This window comes from Thermococcus kodakarensis KOD1 (genome assembly GCF_000009965.1).
In the GTDB taxonomy this organism is placed as follows: Archaea; Methanobacteriota_B; Thermococci; order Thermococcales; family Thermococcaceae; genus Thermococcus; species Thermococcus kodakarensis.
The window spans coordinates 1272113-1285915 of sequence record NC_006624.1; the positions used below are offsets into that span (position 1 = coordinate 1272113).

Below are 13803 nucleotides of genomic sequence, written 5' to 3' on the forward strand. Positions count from 1 at the left end.
TTCACTCACCTCCGAGCTTTCCGAGAAGCTTGAGCTTTCTCCAGGCGACGCTCTCCGGGAGGAAGTCCAGGAGCGTGTTCGGGGTGACGTAAATCCTGCTGTGCTTTCTGAGGTAGGGCCTCAGCTTGTCCTCCAGGCGGTCCCTGCGCTCCATCCTGGTCTCTCTAGCGTCAACTATGCCCAGACCGAGCTCTCCAGAGTACTTTTCCGGAACCGAGCCGCTGACGAGGTCGACGTTCAGGATGACGTTATTCGGGAGAACCTGGGGGGTTCCGAAGTAAGTAACAACCCAAAGCTTCTTGACCTTTGAGAGGCGCTCTATCAGGGTCTTAGCGGTCTCCTTCGATACCTCGTCGCTCTTTTCCCTCGTGGCCCTTGAGAGCTCAGCCGCCAGGGCGGGTTCCTGAATTTCCACGAGCTCAACCGGAAGCTCCTTGATGGCCTCCTCAATCACTCCCGCGTAGGCCTCTGAGAGCTCGTCGAGGTTTTTGTAGTACTCGTTAAGTGAGTGGTAGGCCAGGGTTACCGGGCCGGGCAGGACGGCCTTAAGCGTTGCCCCGGGGTAAACTTCCTCCTTTATGGCCAGCGCCTGGTTGAGCCACTCGGGAAGAGGGTTCTCGCGCAGGGAAAGCTCCCCCCTCACGATTGGCGAGCGGTAGAAGAAGTTGTTCTCATAGAACTTGAAAAGTCCGTTGACCTCAATCCCCTCTATGAAGCGTATGAAGGGGTTGAAGATGTCGTCCCAGCGGTAGAGGCCATCGGTGATCACCTGTATTCCGGCCTCCCTGAGCTTGATGAAGGCCCTCCTCGTGTGCTCAAGGTAGGCCTTTTCGAGGTCTTCCTCCCCAAGTCTTCCTATCGAGTACTGCTCGATTTTCTTAGCCAGGGAAACGGGTCTTGGAAGGCTTCCAATAAGGGCTGGCACTATCATTCAAACACCCCCTTGATTATTTCTCTGGCCTCCCTCCAGAGGCCCAGCCATTCCTCCAGACTCCTGGAGCTGACTATGAGGTTGAGGCCCCTCACGGCCTCCACGGCCTTTAACTCCTCCAAAAGGGCCTCGAATGGCTCATCCCCCACGGGTATGCCCAGAGCCCTAAGGAAGGGCTTCATCTCCTCCTTCATGGGGTAGAGCACCGATGCGATTATCGGGACATCAACGTCCGCGTATTTCTTGAGCTCTTCAACGATCTTTGAAATCCCAGTTGCGCTCTCCCCCGCCGCTACCACCTGGGTGAAAAAGGCCTCACTTCCCGCTATCAGCTTCCTTGCCAGTCTCCTTGCCTCCAGTTTGGGTCTGTAATGAGGGTTCATTGTGCTCGCAACCCGCGGCCTGCTCTCGACTTCAAGGACTTCCTTGGTCGGCATCACCCCTGCAAAGACGAGCCTGGCCAGGCGTATCAGGTTCGAGGCGTCAACGTCAAATACGGGCCTGCTGGGTACCGCAAAGCCCGGCCAGTCGCCGGTTGTAAGCAGAACGGCCTCACAGCCGAAGACCTGGGCGGTCCTGAGCTCTGACGTCAGGGCGTTCAGGTTCCTGTCCTTTGCGGTGATGTGTGGCATTACTCCAGAGCGCAGTCCCAGGGATTTAAGGTAGCAGGCCACCGCAATGGGGTCGTAGTGAGGATATCCAAGGGGATTATCTGGCACCGTTACCAGGTTAGCTCTGATCTCTCTAAGAACCTGGAGGGATTCCTCGGGCTTTGAGACCGCCGCCACGGGGAACTCAACGCTGAAGGCCCTTCCCCTCTCTAGGTTCTGCCAGAAAGCCGAATCCCTGGGCCTGGAGTCTCTCTCCACGAGGTCTTCGAGCTCAAGGAGTAATGGATGCTCTTCAAAGAGAGTCGCGGGGTCAACGTTGAACCTCTCCAGTATCCTGACCCAGGGGCATTCTTTTCCATCCACCTCGCACCTCTCGTTCAGCGCCCCCCCGCAAGGACCGTTGAGGAGATCCTTTGGACACGTTGTCACCTGGATATCAACCACCCCCCAGGGCCCTGTCTATGTCCTCGATGAGAAGATCGGCGTCCTCAACGCCAACCGAGAGCCTGATGAGGCCTGGGGTAATTCCGAGGAGCCTGCGCCTCTCCTCTGGCATAGTCTTGGCGGCACTCATCACGGGGTAGGATGCCAGGCTCTCAACGCCCCCAAGAGAGGGCGAGGGGAATACCCTCTTCAGCCTCATGAGAAACGCCTTAGCCCCGCTCTCTCCCTCCCTGTGGAGGAAGCTGAGGACTCCGCCGAAGAGGGGCTTTGAGAATATCCTCCTGGCGGTGGGATGGTATGGATCGTCCTTGAGGCCAGGGTAGTGAACTTTTTCAATCTTTGGATGCTCGCTCAGGAATTCGGCTATGGTCTGGGCAGTTCTGCTCTGTCTCTCAAAGCGCAGCTCCAAAGTCTTGAGGCCCCTGATTACCAGCCAGGCCTCGAAGGGCTGGATTATCGATCCAAGCCTCCTCCTCCAGTGCCAGAGGTTTTCAGGATCAAGGTCGCCCCATATCAGAGCCCCGCCCATAACGTCATTGTGGCCAGCTATGTATTTGGTGAGGCTGTGGATTACCCCATCTGCCCTAACTTTTAGCGGCTTGAAAATCAATGGAGAGAATGTGTTGTCAACTACGACCGTTGCCCCCACCTCTTTCGCCCGCCTTATGACTTCAGGAACGTCTATTACCTTCAGGGTCGGGTTGGTGACTACTTCTGTAAGAACCAGCCTGGTGTTCTCCGTTATCGCCTCATTGAGGGCTTCTGAACTCGGATATGCAAGCTTGACCCTCACACCGAACTTCCTCAGCTCCTCTGCGAGCTGGATCGTCGTTCCATAGCCCTCCATGGGAAGAACTACTTCTTCGCCCGCTTTGAGAGTGGAAATGTATAGAGCGCTTATGGCTGCCATCCCGCTGTTGAATGCCAGAGAATCCGTGCCCCCCTCTATAGAAGCAACTTTCTTTTCCAGGAGCCTTACCGTTGGGTTTTCTTCCCTGGAGTACTTGAGGTCAAAACCCCTGTCCGAGAGCCCCGTCTCGCCTGCCTGCTCAAAGGCAACCGTGAGGTACACTGGATCATGGAGAGGCTTCACTGCAACCACCCACGTCCACTTCCCCCACATCTTTATATATTTTTCGACATATTTTTTGGCATTAAATATTCCTTGTAGTTATTCAACGCTGGATAGTTAGAACGGCAGAAGGTCATCCCCCCATTTTGGCAAAAAATAGACATGAAAACTTCAATAAACTCAAAAATTATAGCCATTATAAACAAATAAATGCAAATATTGAAGAAACGCTAAAGCTTCCAGACAATAGTTCTAGGGTAGAAGTTCAGGCTCGCCCTTGCCTCGGGTATTTCCATTCCTATATTTATCCCAAGGCTCATCAAATCCCTCGGGCCCCTCACTTCCCACCTGCTCTCTGCGGAAGACGTGATAAACCTGGGGACGCGGTACTTCTTCACCAGCTGCCAGGTCTTCATCATGAAGCGGAGAATCTGCGCCCTCCCATAGGGATTAGCATTCAGGAGGGGTGAGAGGGAGAACCCTATCGCAACTCCCCGTCTCGCGGCCATTCCGGCCAAAGTATGGTCAAAGCCCGGATCCTTTCTGCCGAACCATGGACTAATCAGGGCATCTACACCGCTCTCTATTGCCATCCTGTTTATTCTCATGTCGCCGCCCTGAACGTAGAGTAGGGCCTTGAGGTTTCTGCTCTTTACTTCCCTGATGAGGCTCGGCTTTCTGGTCACGAGGAGGAGTGCGACCTTTCCGTACTTCCCGCGGAGCTCCTTGAGTTCTTCTTTTAGAGAGCCCCAATCTGGAGGGTCTTCGAGGACGAGCTTTTTTGTGAAGACTACTTCGTCAAACCAATCGCTGGCAAGTTCGTGGGCCTCTTCATCCCTAACGTCCATCTCGACGAAGTAGTCACGTGAAAAAGAAACTTCCTCCTCGCTCATTCCTCCAGCCACTCCCTAATCGCTTTGACGACCGCTTCCTTCCTCATCGGGAAGGCCTTGACCTTTATCCTAACCTGAATGACGTCGGGCCCCTCGTCAACCTCTGCCTCACCGAGATAGGCCTTCTGCTTGTTGAAGCGGACGTAGAAAGTTCCCTCCTCGTCGACCTTCTCATCGAGGTGGTCGAGAAGGTACTTTTTATCTTCCTCACTGAGCAGTTCCTTGAAGTACTCCAGGAACTTTCTTACCGCTTTGCTCCTCTTTATCTCGACGTTCACAACCTTTATTGGGTTCCCGAAGTAGCCCTCCGTCTCTAGGATGTCAAAGAGGACGTCGTCCTCGTCTATCTCCTCTGGAATGAACGTCGCTATCGCGTCGAGCACCTTGTCCTCGTCTTCCGTCGCCTGGATGAAGGTTGTGAGCCTAACGTGGTGTGCCTTGAGCTGCGCCATCTTTCTCACCGGAGAAGGGTTTTGGCGAGGGGGCTTAAAAACCATTTCACTGTGCGGTTCTGAGAGAATGGCTTGACTGGTAAGGTTAGCATGGGAATGTTCATGGAAAATCATGAATCCTTCAAGAGGTTTTCCAGGGCCTGTGATGCGCTTATCCCCCCACTTCCCTTACCCTTCCCTTCTCCACCAGCACGAGCCTGTCCACGAGCTTGGTTGTGGACGGCCTGTGGGATATCGCGACCAGGGTTATCCCCCTGGCTTTTATCTCCCCGATTATCTCCGCCTCCACGTCCGGATCAACTCCCGAAAGGGCCTCGTCCAGGATGAGAACCTCTGGTTTGCGGATCAGGGCCCTGGCCAGGGCTATCCTCTGCCGCTCTCCCAAGGAGACTTCCCTGTAACTGGGCCCGATCTTCTCGTCCAGGGGCAGGTTCACCTTCGCAATACTTACGGCTTCCCTAAGCTCCTCTTCGTCGAACTCTTCCCAGAGGGTTACGTTCTCCCTAACAGTGCCGGGGAATATGAACTCGTTGGTTTCCACCAGGATTATCTTTCTCCTCAGGTTCCCGAACTCCTTGGCAGGGATGTCGTTAACCAAAACTTTTCCTTCCTCCGGGCGGTAGTGGCAGGCGATTACGTTCGCGAGGGTCGTCTTGCCGCTTCCGCTCTCCCCGACGATGCCCACACTCTCCCCGCGAGATATCTTGAGGTTCACGTTCTTCAGGATCGTGCCGTACGAGACGTTTCTCAGCTCTATGCCCTCAACCCGTGTGAGGGTTCTCTCTCCAAAGTTCTCCTCCTCCATGTTGAGAGCCTCATCGATTCTCTTAAGGGCTGGGTAGGATTCTGGAACGTGGCCGAGGTCGTTTAAAATTACGACCAGGGGCTCTATGATCTCTCCCGCCATCATGTAGAACGCCACCAGAGTGCCTGTGTCCATCCTCCAGAGGAGCCCGACCAGAACGCTGATAAGGGGTACGAGCCTGTAGAGGGTGTGGTAAAGATACCTGTACTTCAAAGACGCGAGCACGAGCCCCTTGACCGAGTTGTACCATCCCGTACACTCGTCGTTCAGCTTCCTCATGGCCCCTCTCAAAGAGTCCGTGTTTTTAATGCTTTTTCTCCCTTCGAGGTTCGTCCTTATCCTCTCAATCAGCATTGAGAACCTGTCCCTCTCTTTCGAGGACACCTTGGCGAGTTCCCCGACCTGCTTTTTGAAGAGGAGAACGGTCGCTATCAAAAACGGGAGCAGGACGAGGGAGAGCCTTGGGCTAAGGAGGAAGAGGGCTATTAAATAGGCCCCAAAGCTCACAGCGTTCACGACCAGAGCGGGTATAAGGGCTGCCGAGAGTGAGCTGACGTAGACGACGTTTGAAACCAGGTCCGTGAGGTATTCCCCGGGAGTTTTCACCCTGAAGGTTTCCTCCTTTGCGTGGAGGATTTTCTCGTAAATCCTGCCTATTATCTCCACCTGCATTGCCCTCTTGGATACGTCAAGGAGGTAGGTAACCACGAAGCTCAGGGCGTTTATCAAGACGAGAAAACCTCCAAGGATGAGTATTCTGCTCGTGTTCGGGCTGTTTATCGTGTCCCTCAGCATCAGGGCAAAGCGGACGTTCAGGTACGAGACAATCAAATTCAGGAGAACGATGAGCGCCTGCCTCTTCCTCAGCGTCCTGGAAAGCTCCCAGTACTTGGAAAACGAGTACCTGAGCACGCCCATCACAGTACCTCCTTTGCAAGCGGGGTCTTTTATCCCAATATCTCAATGCAGATAAATAAATCTTACTAAATAACAACCTAAGGTTAACAACTCTATATTATGAGCATAAGCATTCAGAAATGTTTAGTCCCCCAGCAACTATTGTGGATGAAATAAAACAGTCCTGCTTATTCGGGATCCTCAAGCATTAGCCCCTTAATCCCAACCTTCTCATAAACTGTGTCCGAGCTTATTTTGCCGCGTGGAATGCATCGAAGGCGTTAGGCTGTACTCCCCAATGCCACTGGATAACCCTCACCATCGGTGAGTGCCGAGATTAAAGTTAAAAATAGAAACATCAACGCTCTCTCACCCCATCAGGATTAACTTCAACTTCGAATTTCAGCGCATCCGTTGGGACAATCATCCTGTTGGCAATGTTGAACTTCGCTTGGGCTTCAAAGGACAACCGGGCATTGTTCTGCGTGGAGACGAGGATAACGCTCGGATTTGCATCGAGGATCATCCCATAAGCGGGTCGCGATAGCCTCCCATTTCTAATCTTCTTCACAAAGTCATAGTGGATAAACTCAACATCCCTGCCAATCTCACGACTCTTAACCTTCCATCTAAACGTGATACCATCGTTGGTATCCTCACTAGTTGATGCAGAGGCCGAATAACCGAGCGTGTTCCCGTCCACGCTTATCTGTGAGGTGTACGAGTAGTATCTTTTGGGCCCCCCGTCCATTTGGGGGAGCCACTTGCTTATCCATATCTTCGAAAGGGGTATTTCGGCGGGAACACTGACATCAACTACCATTTCATCAACGGCTATATCATGTCTCTTGGGTTTGGCAACCTGATAAATCTCCACCAGATAGTACATCATCCCAGATGTTGTGGAAACGTAGCTGAACTCCGCAGTTACCCCCATCTCCATTGTCGTCCCGATAGAAGCCTTTTTCCATGTGATCGCACCGATGTCGGTCCAATTCCTAGTTCGTCCCAGCATCGATGCTTCTCTAAATGTTGGTCTCTGCGAGAAGTGCCTAGCATTTTTGATAAAGTCCCTCAGAGCAGCCTCCTTTTTTGCGGGCCCCTCAACAATGTAGTAATACACCCTACCGTCTGGATTCTCGTACACTCCAAGGAACGTTATTCGAGATAACTCGTAGTTGAGAACTATTCTTAGGGTCATGTTATTGTGTTCAAGCTCTGTCAAGGCTTTCACAGCATCTCCGCCATAGAAGTACATCGTTTTGCCCAGTGATGCTGGGGGAAGTTTGATGTCCAACGTATTGTTGGATTCTGTGGGCTTGATCATTGGGCGGCTTGTTTCAGCCATCGCTATTCCTACCATCAGCAGTCCCAACAGGACTGCGAACAGGGGCTTCCACTTCACGAAGTTCACCTATTTTCAGTTTTTTACATTATTCATTAATCAACTCATCAACTCATCTTTATAAATTTTTCCTCTTACTTAACATAAGAACTCTTTCTTTTTTCAAATATTAATTAGTTCCAAGTTGAATTTTTAGTTTAGAACGAATCAAAAGAAGGTCAGGTCAAAGAATTGCCCGGAAATGCAAAAGTTGAACCATGGAAGCAGAGATGTATTTCAATGGAGCCTTAAGCCACTATCATAAGAACTCAGAATTAAAGGAAGGGGGAGAAAAATCACTTACCCTTACCCTGGTGGGCTCTTATGCTGGGCCTGACCTTCTCGGCGCCCTTACCCTTGTTGAGCAGGCCGCGGCTCCTCTTACCAGCGCTGGTCAGACCGCGGAAGACCCTGCCCTTGTGGGCCTTGCCGGCTATCCAGGCGATCTTCGGGTCGCTCTTGATGACCGGGTGGTGCGGGTCAACCATTATGACCTCAAACCACTTGTACATACCATCCTCGCCGACCCAGTAGGAGTTGAGAACCTCAAGGTTCGGGAACTTCCTAGCGGCCTTCTCCTCGGCTATCCACTGGAGGCTCTTCTTCGGTGAGTACTTGACCATACCCATCTTGCTCGGCTTCCTTCCGCCCTTCCACCTGGGCCTCTTCCTTCCGCCCCTCCTAACGCGGACGCGGACAACAACGTAGCCCTGCTTGGCCTGGTAGCCGAGGCTCCTGGCCCTGTCAAGCCTCGTCGGCCTCTCGATCCTCTTAACTACCGGGTCCCTCCTCCACTGGATCATCCTCTTCTTGAGGAGCTCTCCCACGTAGCTCTTCTTCGGGCTCTTCCAGGCTTCCCTAATGTACTTGTACATTCCCATCTCGTTCACCTCTTCCCTGTTTGTGGTTCTCCCTTCCGGGAACATCCCGCGGGTCTGCCCCGCCTAGTCGGTCGTGGTTCGAGGGTGAGTTTTTAAGGGTTGCGGAATACCAGAACCGGTGGTGTCCATGCGCATAGAAAAACTGGCTGCCCTGATGGAAGAAAAGGGCTTCAGCGGGGCTCTTGTAAGCCCCGGAGCGAACTTCTACTACCTCACAGGCCTTCACATCCATGAAGCGGGCGAGAGGCTGACGGTTCTTGCGGTCAACCCTGATGGGGAGTATCACATCCTCGCCCCGAGCCTCTATCAGAACGTCATAAAGGACTTTCCCGTTACGTTCTGGAGGGACGGCGAGAACCCGTACTCAAAGCTCGGGACGATAATGAAAGAGCTTGGAATCGGCGGGAAAGTTTTGGTCGAGAACACCATGCGCGCTGACTGGCTCATCGGGATTTTCCACAGCGACAACCGCTTCGATCCCTATCCCCTCAACGTGCTGATGAGGGAACTGAGAATGCGGAAGGACAAGGAGGAGCTTAAGCTTATGCAGAAGGCCGCCGAAGTGGCAGACAGGGTGTTCGAGGAAATACTGAGCTGGGACATCGTTGGAATGACCGAGAAGGAATTAGCTCTCAAGATAGAACTCAGGATAAGGGAGCTCAGCGACGGAATCTCCTTCCAGCCGATAGTGGCGAGCGGTGAGAACGGGGCGAACCCCCACCACGAGCCGGGCAACAGGAAGATACGCAAAGGGGACATGGTGATCCTCGACTACGGAGCGAGATGGAAGGGCTACTGCTCGGACATAACTAGGACAGTAGCCATCGGAAAGCCCGATGAAAAACTCCTCGAGATATACAGGATAGTGAAAGAAGCGCAGGAAGACGCCTTCCAGAGCGTCAGAGAAGGGATAAAGGCAAAAGAAGTTGACAGAGCCGCGAGGGAGACGATATCAAAAGCCGGCTATGGGGAGTACTTCACCCACAGAACCGGGCACGGCCTCGGTCTTGACGTTCATGAGGAACCATACATAGGACCGGATGGGGAAGTCGTCCTTAAAAACGGCATGACCTTCACAATAGAACCCGGGATATACCTTCCAGGCCTCGGAGGAGTCAGAATTGAGGACGACGTCGCTGTCATCAACGGCAGAGGAAAGAGACTGACCAGAGCGGACAGGGAGCTGGTGATCCTCTGAAGTTACCCCTACAGTTATTTTCAAAAAGGCCAAAAATAGAGCAGAATCAAAGGCGCTGAGAGACTATTCCTCCTCTATCTGCTCTCCTTCTTCACCTCTTTCATTGGACAGCTCTCTGAGTCTGTCAATACCAGAGCCAACGGCTATGAGCACGTCCCCCTCCTCGATGGTCTCATCCTTTGAAGGGTTGTATATGTACCTTCCGCCCCTCTTGATGGCGATGAGCCTGACTCCGACCTTGGTCGGGAGCTTAAGCTGCTTGAGGGGCTTTCCTATGAGTATTGAACCTTTGTTAACCTTTATCCGGCCTATTTCCTCATCGACGTCGTGCATTATCTTCCTGATGATGGGGTGAGGCTCCACGTCCCTAAGAACGAGGTCGGCGATCTCGTAGGCCGAATCACTTATCTGCTCGTTTATGGTCGCCATCTCTATGACGCTGAGTAGTTTTTCAGGATTTTCTTCGTGCTTCGCAGCTCTAAGGGCGAGCTTTTTGACCCTCAGTGTCAGCTCGTCCATCTTTTCCTCAAGGATGTAGACCTCGTCAGCTATGTCCTCGCTGTCGTACATGACGGCCGAAAACGCGAGGTCGACCATGAGTGATGAAAGGTTCTTCATCTCGATGAGGCAGTTCCGTATTTCCTCAAGCTCTTTCATCGCCTACCACCCTTATGACTCCCCTGGCTATCTCCTTCAGGTGCTCAACGGAGGTGTGAGTGCCCCTGCCGATCAAAACGTCTCCGGGCTTTATCTTGAAGTCGCCGTCAGGGGCTATTATCCATCTCTTGCCCCTTCTCACCGCTATTATCCAGACCCCAGTATTGCTTGCCAGGGCCAGCTCTCCCAGAGTCCTGCCCACGAGGACGGAGTCAGGCTTTACCTGGATCTTCGCTATTATCTCCTCACTCTCGAGTATTGCCTCCGTGATAACGGGGTGAAGCTCAAGGCCCTCAAGCACCATCTTGGCGAGATCCCCTGCGGCGTTGGAGATGTCCTCTATGGAGTTTGCCATCTGGAGAACTGAAGTTATCTGTTCTGCCTCTTTGGGATTCCTAGCGGCAAGAACGGCGTGGGTCATGAGGTGGTAGTTAAGGAGATCCATCCTCTCCTCCAGGTCCAGCACCTCTTCGGCAATCTCCTTGTCGTTGAAGAGCACGGCACTGTAGGCGAGGTCAACCATGAGCTCGACGATGTTCTTCATCTCGATGAATATCTCCTTCACGCTCTTGGGCCGATACTCAAACTCCTCAAAGTCCTCCATTCTTTTTCTCCTCCTGCCCTTCTTAGGCCCCACCTCTTTAATCTTTTTCGGGGCTAGACGATCATGTGGGCAACGGCAACGATAAAGAGGGTGGAGATTATGTCGGCTATGGTCGTTATCGTGGGCACGGTGGCGTTGTCCGGGTCGAGGCCGGTCCTGTCAAAGATTATTGCCATGAAGTAGGCCATCCACATCACGCCGAAGATGAGGATCGGATAGAGAACCAGGAAAGGCTTTACCAGACCCACTCTGGCTCCAAGGGTCACCTTCACAACGAGGATGGCTATGATGTTGGCCAGCAAACCCAGCAGCGCACCCACAGCGCTGTAAACGAGGATCTCAACCAGAATCTTTCTGTTGAGGAAGCCTTCCAGCTCTCCGAGGTGGATCCTTGTGGATGTTTTTGTACCGATTATCGCGCCCAGGTTGCCGGTTGTGGCCAGGACGGCAGGATACATGACGCTGAATATCACCGAGGCGTAGATCAGCCCGCTGTAAGTCTCAAGGAGGCCTCCTGAGACGCTAGACAGGAGTGCTAGGGCACCCACAACCCCAAGTACTTCTGCGAGCACTCTCCTATCGCTTTTCTCTATCTTTGAGAACTTGGCGAGCAGTCCGAGGAGAACCAGCCCCGCCGCGAAGAGGGCGTAGAACTCAACTGAAAATTTTTCATAGAGGAGCATAAAGCTGACGAGGAGGGGAACGGTTATCAGGTCGGCGGCGGAAGTGACTATGGGGGCCGCTACGGCATCAGGGTCAATCTCATGTTTGAAGGGGATTATCGTTGCGAGGGCCGTTATGTAGCCGAGCACTATGCCGGCAAAAACAGTCGAGGCTATGATTATGAGCAGAACGGCAATCGCTATCTCGAGGCTCCTTATTTTAATCGCACCTATGCTCCAGAGTATCAGAACTGGGACGAGAGAGAGGATGATTGAGATAAAAACGTTTTTCGTGACGTTTCTGTCTTTGATTGTAGGTGTCATTTCACCAAGATGGAGCATTGTAGTGAAGCGGGAGGCAAGCGAGCCGTAGATGTTTCCCCTGAGCCCCATGAGGCCGGGAAGAATAACGAGGATTATGGGGTATTCGTTCATAATCTTGTCGAAGAACTTACCTAGAAAAGCTCCCGCGAAGAAGTCCAGCAGGAGGCACAGCAGGAGCGCTGGAAACGAAGCGAGCATTACTTCCCTTATGAACTCCCTGAACTCCTCTGATATCCAAGCGCGGACTACTGCCATTTCCATCACCCTCCATTGCCGCTTCCCTCCTTTGGAACACTGTTTGCTATCACCTCAACTTTTTTCAGGGCGTATAAAAACGTTTTGTCGCTTTCATATTGAATTTTAGGCCAGTAGATAGCCCACACAGCCCCCTAAGTTTGACTGTTCAGCGTATTTGACTGATTATTGCCACCTTCTGAACCATAGGCGAATGTCCCAATAAGATTGGTTTGGCCAACCAAAAGGGCAGTAGAGAACAATCAAACCCATCCAAATTTCTGTTCCAGCTCGGTCCTCAGCGTTCCATTTAATTAAACTACTTGTTTTTTAATGTCTTTAGCCCAACAAAGCTCAAAACCATTCTTAAACATTTGAAACGTGCGTTTCAGGGGCTTTTTCACCGTGTCCCTAAAATAGGAGTTCAGTACTACACACTATCGAGGTGACGGCCATGAGGTGGCTGAAGGTATGGTTGATAATAGGCCTCCTGCTGGGAAGCATAGTCCCGGCAGGGATGGCACTTGCAGACGAGGCCGGGACGGCCCCACTGCCGCCGGAGATTCAGGACAACAGTACCACCGAGACGCAGGTTGTAGCAGAACACATAGTCTCCGCCCTTGAGAGGCTCCACAATGTAACATCAACGATAATTGAGAAGGCAAACGTCAGCGAGAACTCAACGGTCTTCGAGCACTACCAGAAGGCAGAGGAGTACCGTGAGGCTGCCATCCAGGACTACCAGAATGGAAACTACGAGGGTGCAATAGCAAACGGCATCCTTGCCATGAGGCACTACAAGGTTATCCTCGAGAAGGTCAAGAACGTGAGAAACGATGTCGGGGAGAGGCTCCAGGAGGAGCTCAGGAGGATGCAGGGCTATTTCATGGCTGCTGAGAAGACCATCAGAAAGGCCCAGGAAGAAGGGATAGACGTTGGAGACGCACCCCAGCTCCTTAATCAGACAAAGGAAGCCTACAGGCAGGTCATGGAAGACATAAAGAACAAAGACATTGAGAAAGCCAAGGAAGACCTAGCGGTAGCAAGGGAGCTCAAGAAGGGGCTCGATGAGAAACTGGTGGAGATAAGGAAGGAGCTCGCCTACGCAAACGCTGACAAAATAGTAAACGCTTTCCTCAGAAGGGGGGAGAACGCAATGAAGTTCGCCCAGAGAGTCATAGAGAAGGCAAATGCTAGCGGTAGAAACGTTACTGAGCTCCAGGAGATGCTGGAAGAGTTCCAGGCAGTCTACGAGCAAGTCAAGGAGTTGGCCGACCAGGGCAACTACACGGAAGCGCTCGACGTTATAACCGCCAACAAGGAGACAATAGGAAAGTTCCACAAGGCCATTGAACTGACCAAGAGGAAGATCCACGAAGTTGAAGTCAAGGAAAAGATAAAGAACATGGCCAAGCTCATCGGAGAGCTCAACGAGCGCATTGGAAAGGACGCAAGGGCACTCGCTGAGCCCCACAGAAAGGGAGTTGACACCAGGACCGCCCAGCTCAAGCTCAAGACAGCAGCCCAGGAGGTTCGCCTCAGCGCGGAGCTCCTCAAGCGCGGAAAGAAAGCCGAGGCCAAGGCCCACCTGCTCATAGCCCTCGACCTGCTCGAAGACGTTGAGAGCTTCATAGTTAAGCACGCCTGATATTCTTTATTCTCTTTATTCAATTCAGGGGAAGTTAAAGCCCCCAGTATGTCTGTCCAGCAAAACTTATATCCCCTTGCTTTTCAGTATTTCTGGTGAAGAACTG

At 52.4% G+C, this 13803-nt stretch carries 13 protein-coding genes; 2 read left to right on the top strand and 11 right to left on the bottom strand.

The features are described 5' to 3' along the window. Nucleotide 1: 1 nt before the first annotated feature. The 8 genes from TK_RS07200 to TK_RS07235 all read right to left on the bottom strand — a co-directional run bounded on the left by TK_RS07200 (nt 2) and on the right by TK_RS07235 (nt 8370). Entirely contained in the window at nt 2–931 is a 930-nt protein-coding gene (locus TK_RS07200) for a 5-methyltetrahydropteroyltriglutamate--homocysteine methyltransferase (protein ID WP_011250398.1), read from the bottom strand. Continuing rightward, entirely contained in the window at nt 928–1986 is a 1059-nt protein-coding gene (locus TK_RS07205) for a methylenetetrahydrofolate reductase C-terminal domain-containing protein (protein WP_011250399.1), read from the bottom strand. The genes TK_RS07200 and TK_RS07205 overlap by 4 nt, the downstream gene beginning before the upstream one ends. Further along, nucleotides 1979–3088 (bottom strand): cystathionine gamma-synthase family protein, encoded by a 1110-nt coding sequence (locus TK_RS07210; RefSeq protein ID WP_232500568.1) that lies wholly within the window; start codon nt 3086–3088, stop codon nt 1979–1981. Before TK_RS07210 ends, TK_RS07205 begins: the two co-directional genes overlap by 8 nt. A 200-nt stretch (nt 3089–3288) precedes the next feature. After that, complete coding sequence (locus tag TK_RS07215) at nt 3289–3951, bottom strand: Ribonuclease P protein component 3 (RefSeq protein ID WP_011250401.1); 663 nt, start codon at nt 3949–3951, stop codon at nt 3289–3291. Beyond that, entirely contained in the window at nt 3948–4403 is a 456-nt protein-coding gene (locus tag TK_RS07220) for an RNA-binding protein (RefSeq protein WP_011250402.1), read from the bottom strand. The genes TK_RS07215 and TK_RS07220 overlap by 4 nt, the downstream gene beginning before the upstream one ends. Nucleotides 4404–4554: 151 nt before the next feature. Next, nucleotides 4555–6126, bottom strand: a complete 1572-nt coding sequence (locus TK_RS07225) for an ABC transporter ATP-binding protein (protein ID WP_011250403.1) — start codon at nt 6124–6126, stop codon at nt 4555–4557. A gap of 337 nt (nt 6127–6463) precedes the next feature. Further along, nucleotides 6464–7510, bottom strand: a complete 1047-nt coding sequence (locus TK_RS07230) for a hypothetical protein (protein ID WP_011250404.1) — start codon at nt 7508–7510, stop codon at nt 6464–6466. Nucleotides 7511–7785: 275 nt separating this feature from the next. After that, nucleotides 7786–8370 carry a 50S ribosomal protein L15e gene (locus TK_RS07235; protein WP_011250405.1) on the bottom strand — a complete coding sequence of 195 codons (585 nt, stop codon included), beginning with the start codon at nt 8368–8370 and terminating at the stop codon, nt 7786–7788. Nucleotides 8371–8497: 127 nt separating this feature from the next. Here TK_RS07235 and TK_RS07240 point away from each other — a divergent pair, with 127 nt between their 5' ends. Further along, nucleotides 8498–9568 carry a M24 family metallopeptidase gene (locus tag TK_RS07240; protein WP_011250406.1) on the top strand — a complete coding sequence of 357 codons (1071 nt, stop codon included), beginning with the start codon at nt 8498–8500 and terminating at the stop codon, nt 9566–9568. A gap of 63 nt (nt 9569–9631) precedes the next feature. Here TK_RS07240 and TK_RS07245 read toward each other — a convergent pair whose 3' ends face one another. The 3 genes from TK_RS07245 to TK_RS07255 are packed head-to-tail and all read right to left on the bottom strand — an operon-like array spanning nt 9632 to nt 12070. Beyond that, the gene (locus TK_RS07245; RefSeq protein ID WP_011250407.1) at nt 9632–10225 is read right to left on the bottom strand and encodes a potassium channel family protein; all 594 of its coding nucleotides are present in this window, start codon (nt 10223–10225) and stop codon (nt 9632–9634) included. Continuing rightward, nucleotides 10212–10829 carry a potassium channel family protein gene (locus TK_RS07250; RefSeq protein WP_011250408.1) on the bottom strand — a complete coding sequence of 206 codons (618 nt, stop codon included), beginning with the start codon at nt 10827–10829 and terminating at the stop codon, nt 10212–10214. Before TK_RS07250 ends, TK_RS07245 begins: the two co-directional genes overlap by 14 nt. A gap of 53 nt (nt 10830–10882) precedes the next feature. After that, on the bottom strand, nt 10883–12070 hold the full coding sequence (locus TK_RS07255; protein ID WP_011250409.1) for a magnesium transporter: 1188 nt from the start codon (nt 12068–12070) through the stop codon (nt 10883–10885). A 433-nt stretch (nt 12071–12503) separates the two neighbouring features. Here TK_RS07255 and TK_RS07260 point away from each other — a divergent pair, with 433 nt between their 5' ends. Beyond that, a complete protein-coding gene (locus TK_RS07260) occupies nt 12504–13697 on the top strand; it encodes a hypothetical protein (protein WP_011250410.1) in 1194 nt (397 codons plus the stop codon). The last annotated feature ends 106 nt before the right edge of the window (nt 13698–13803 follow it).

What these genes read in the sequence shown, in the direction of transcription:
- TK_RS07200 (WP_011250398.1), bottom strand. Translation starts at nt 931, where the DNA reads ATGATAGTGCCAGCCCTTATTGGAAGCCTTCCAAGACCCGTTTCCCTG.
- TK_RS07215 (WP_011250401.1), bottom strand. Translation starts at nt 3,951, where the DNA reads ATGAGCGAGGAGGAAGTTTCTTTTTCACGTGACTACTTCGTCGAGATG.
- TK_RS07220 (WP_011250402.1), bottom strand. Translation starts at nt 4,403, where the DNA reads ATGGCGCAGCTCAAGGCACACCACGTTAGGCTCACAACCTTCATCCAG.
- TK_RS07225 (WP_011250403.1), bottom strand. Translation starts at nt 6,126, where the DNA reads ATGGGCGTGCTCAGGTACTCGTTTTCCAAGTACTGGGAGCTTTCCAGG.
- TK_RS07235 (WP_011250405.1), bottom strand. Translation starts at nt 8,370, where the DNA reads ATGGGAATGTACAAGTACATTAGGGAAGCCTGGAAGAGCCCGAAGAAG.
- TK_RS07240 (WP_011250406.1), top strand. Translation starts at nt 8,498, where the DNA reads ATGCGCATAGAAAAACTGGCTGCCCTGATGGAAGAAAAGGGCTTCAGC.
- TK_RS07245 (WP_011250407.1), bottom strand. Translation starts at nt 10,225, where the DNA reads ATGAAAGAGCTTGAGGAAATACGGAACTGCCTCATCGAGATGAAGAAC.
- TK_RS07250 (WP_011250408.1), bottom strand. Translation starts at nt 10,829, where the DNA reads ATGGAGGACTTTGAGGAGTTTGAGTATCGGCCCAAGAGCGTGAAGGAG.
- TK_RS07255 (WP_011250409.1), bottom strand. Translation starts at nt 12,070, where the DNA reads ATGGCAGTAGTCCGCGCTTGGATATCAGAGGAGTTCAGGGAGTTCATA.
- TK_RS07260 (WP_011250410.1), top strand. Translation starts at nt 12,504, where the DNA reads ATGAGGTGGCTGAAGGTATGGTTGATAATAGGCCTCCTGCTGGGAAGC.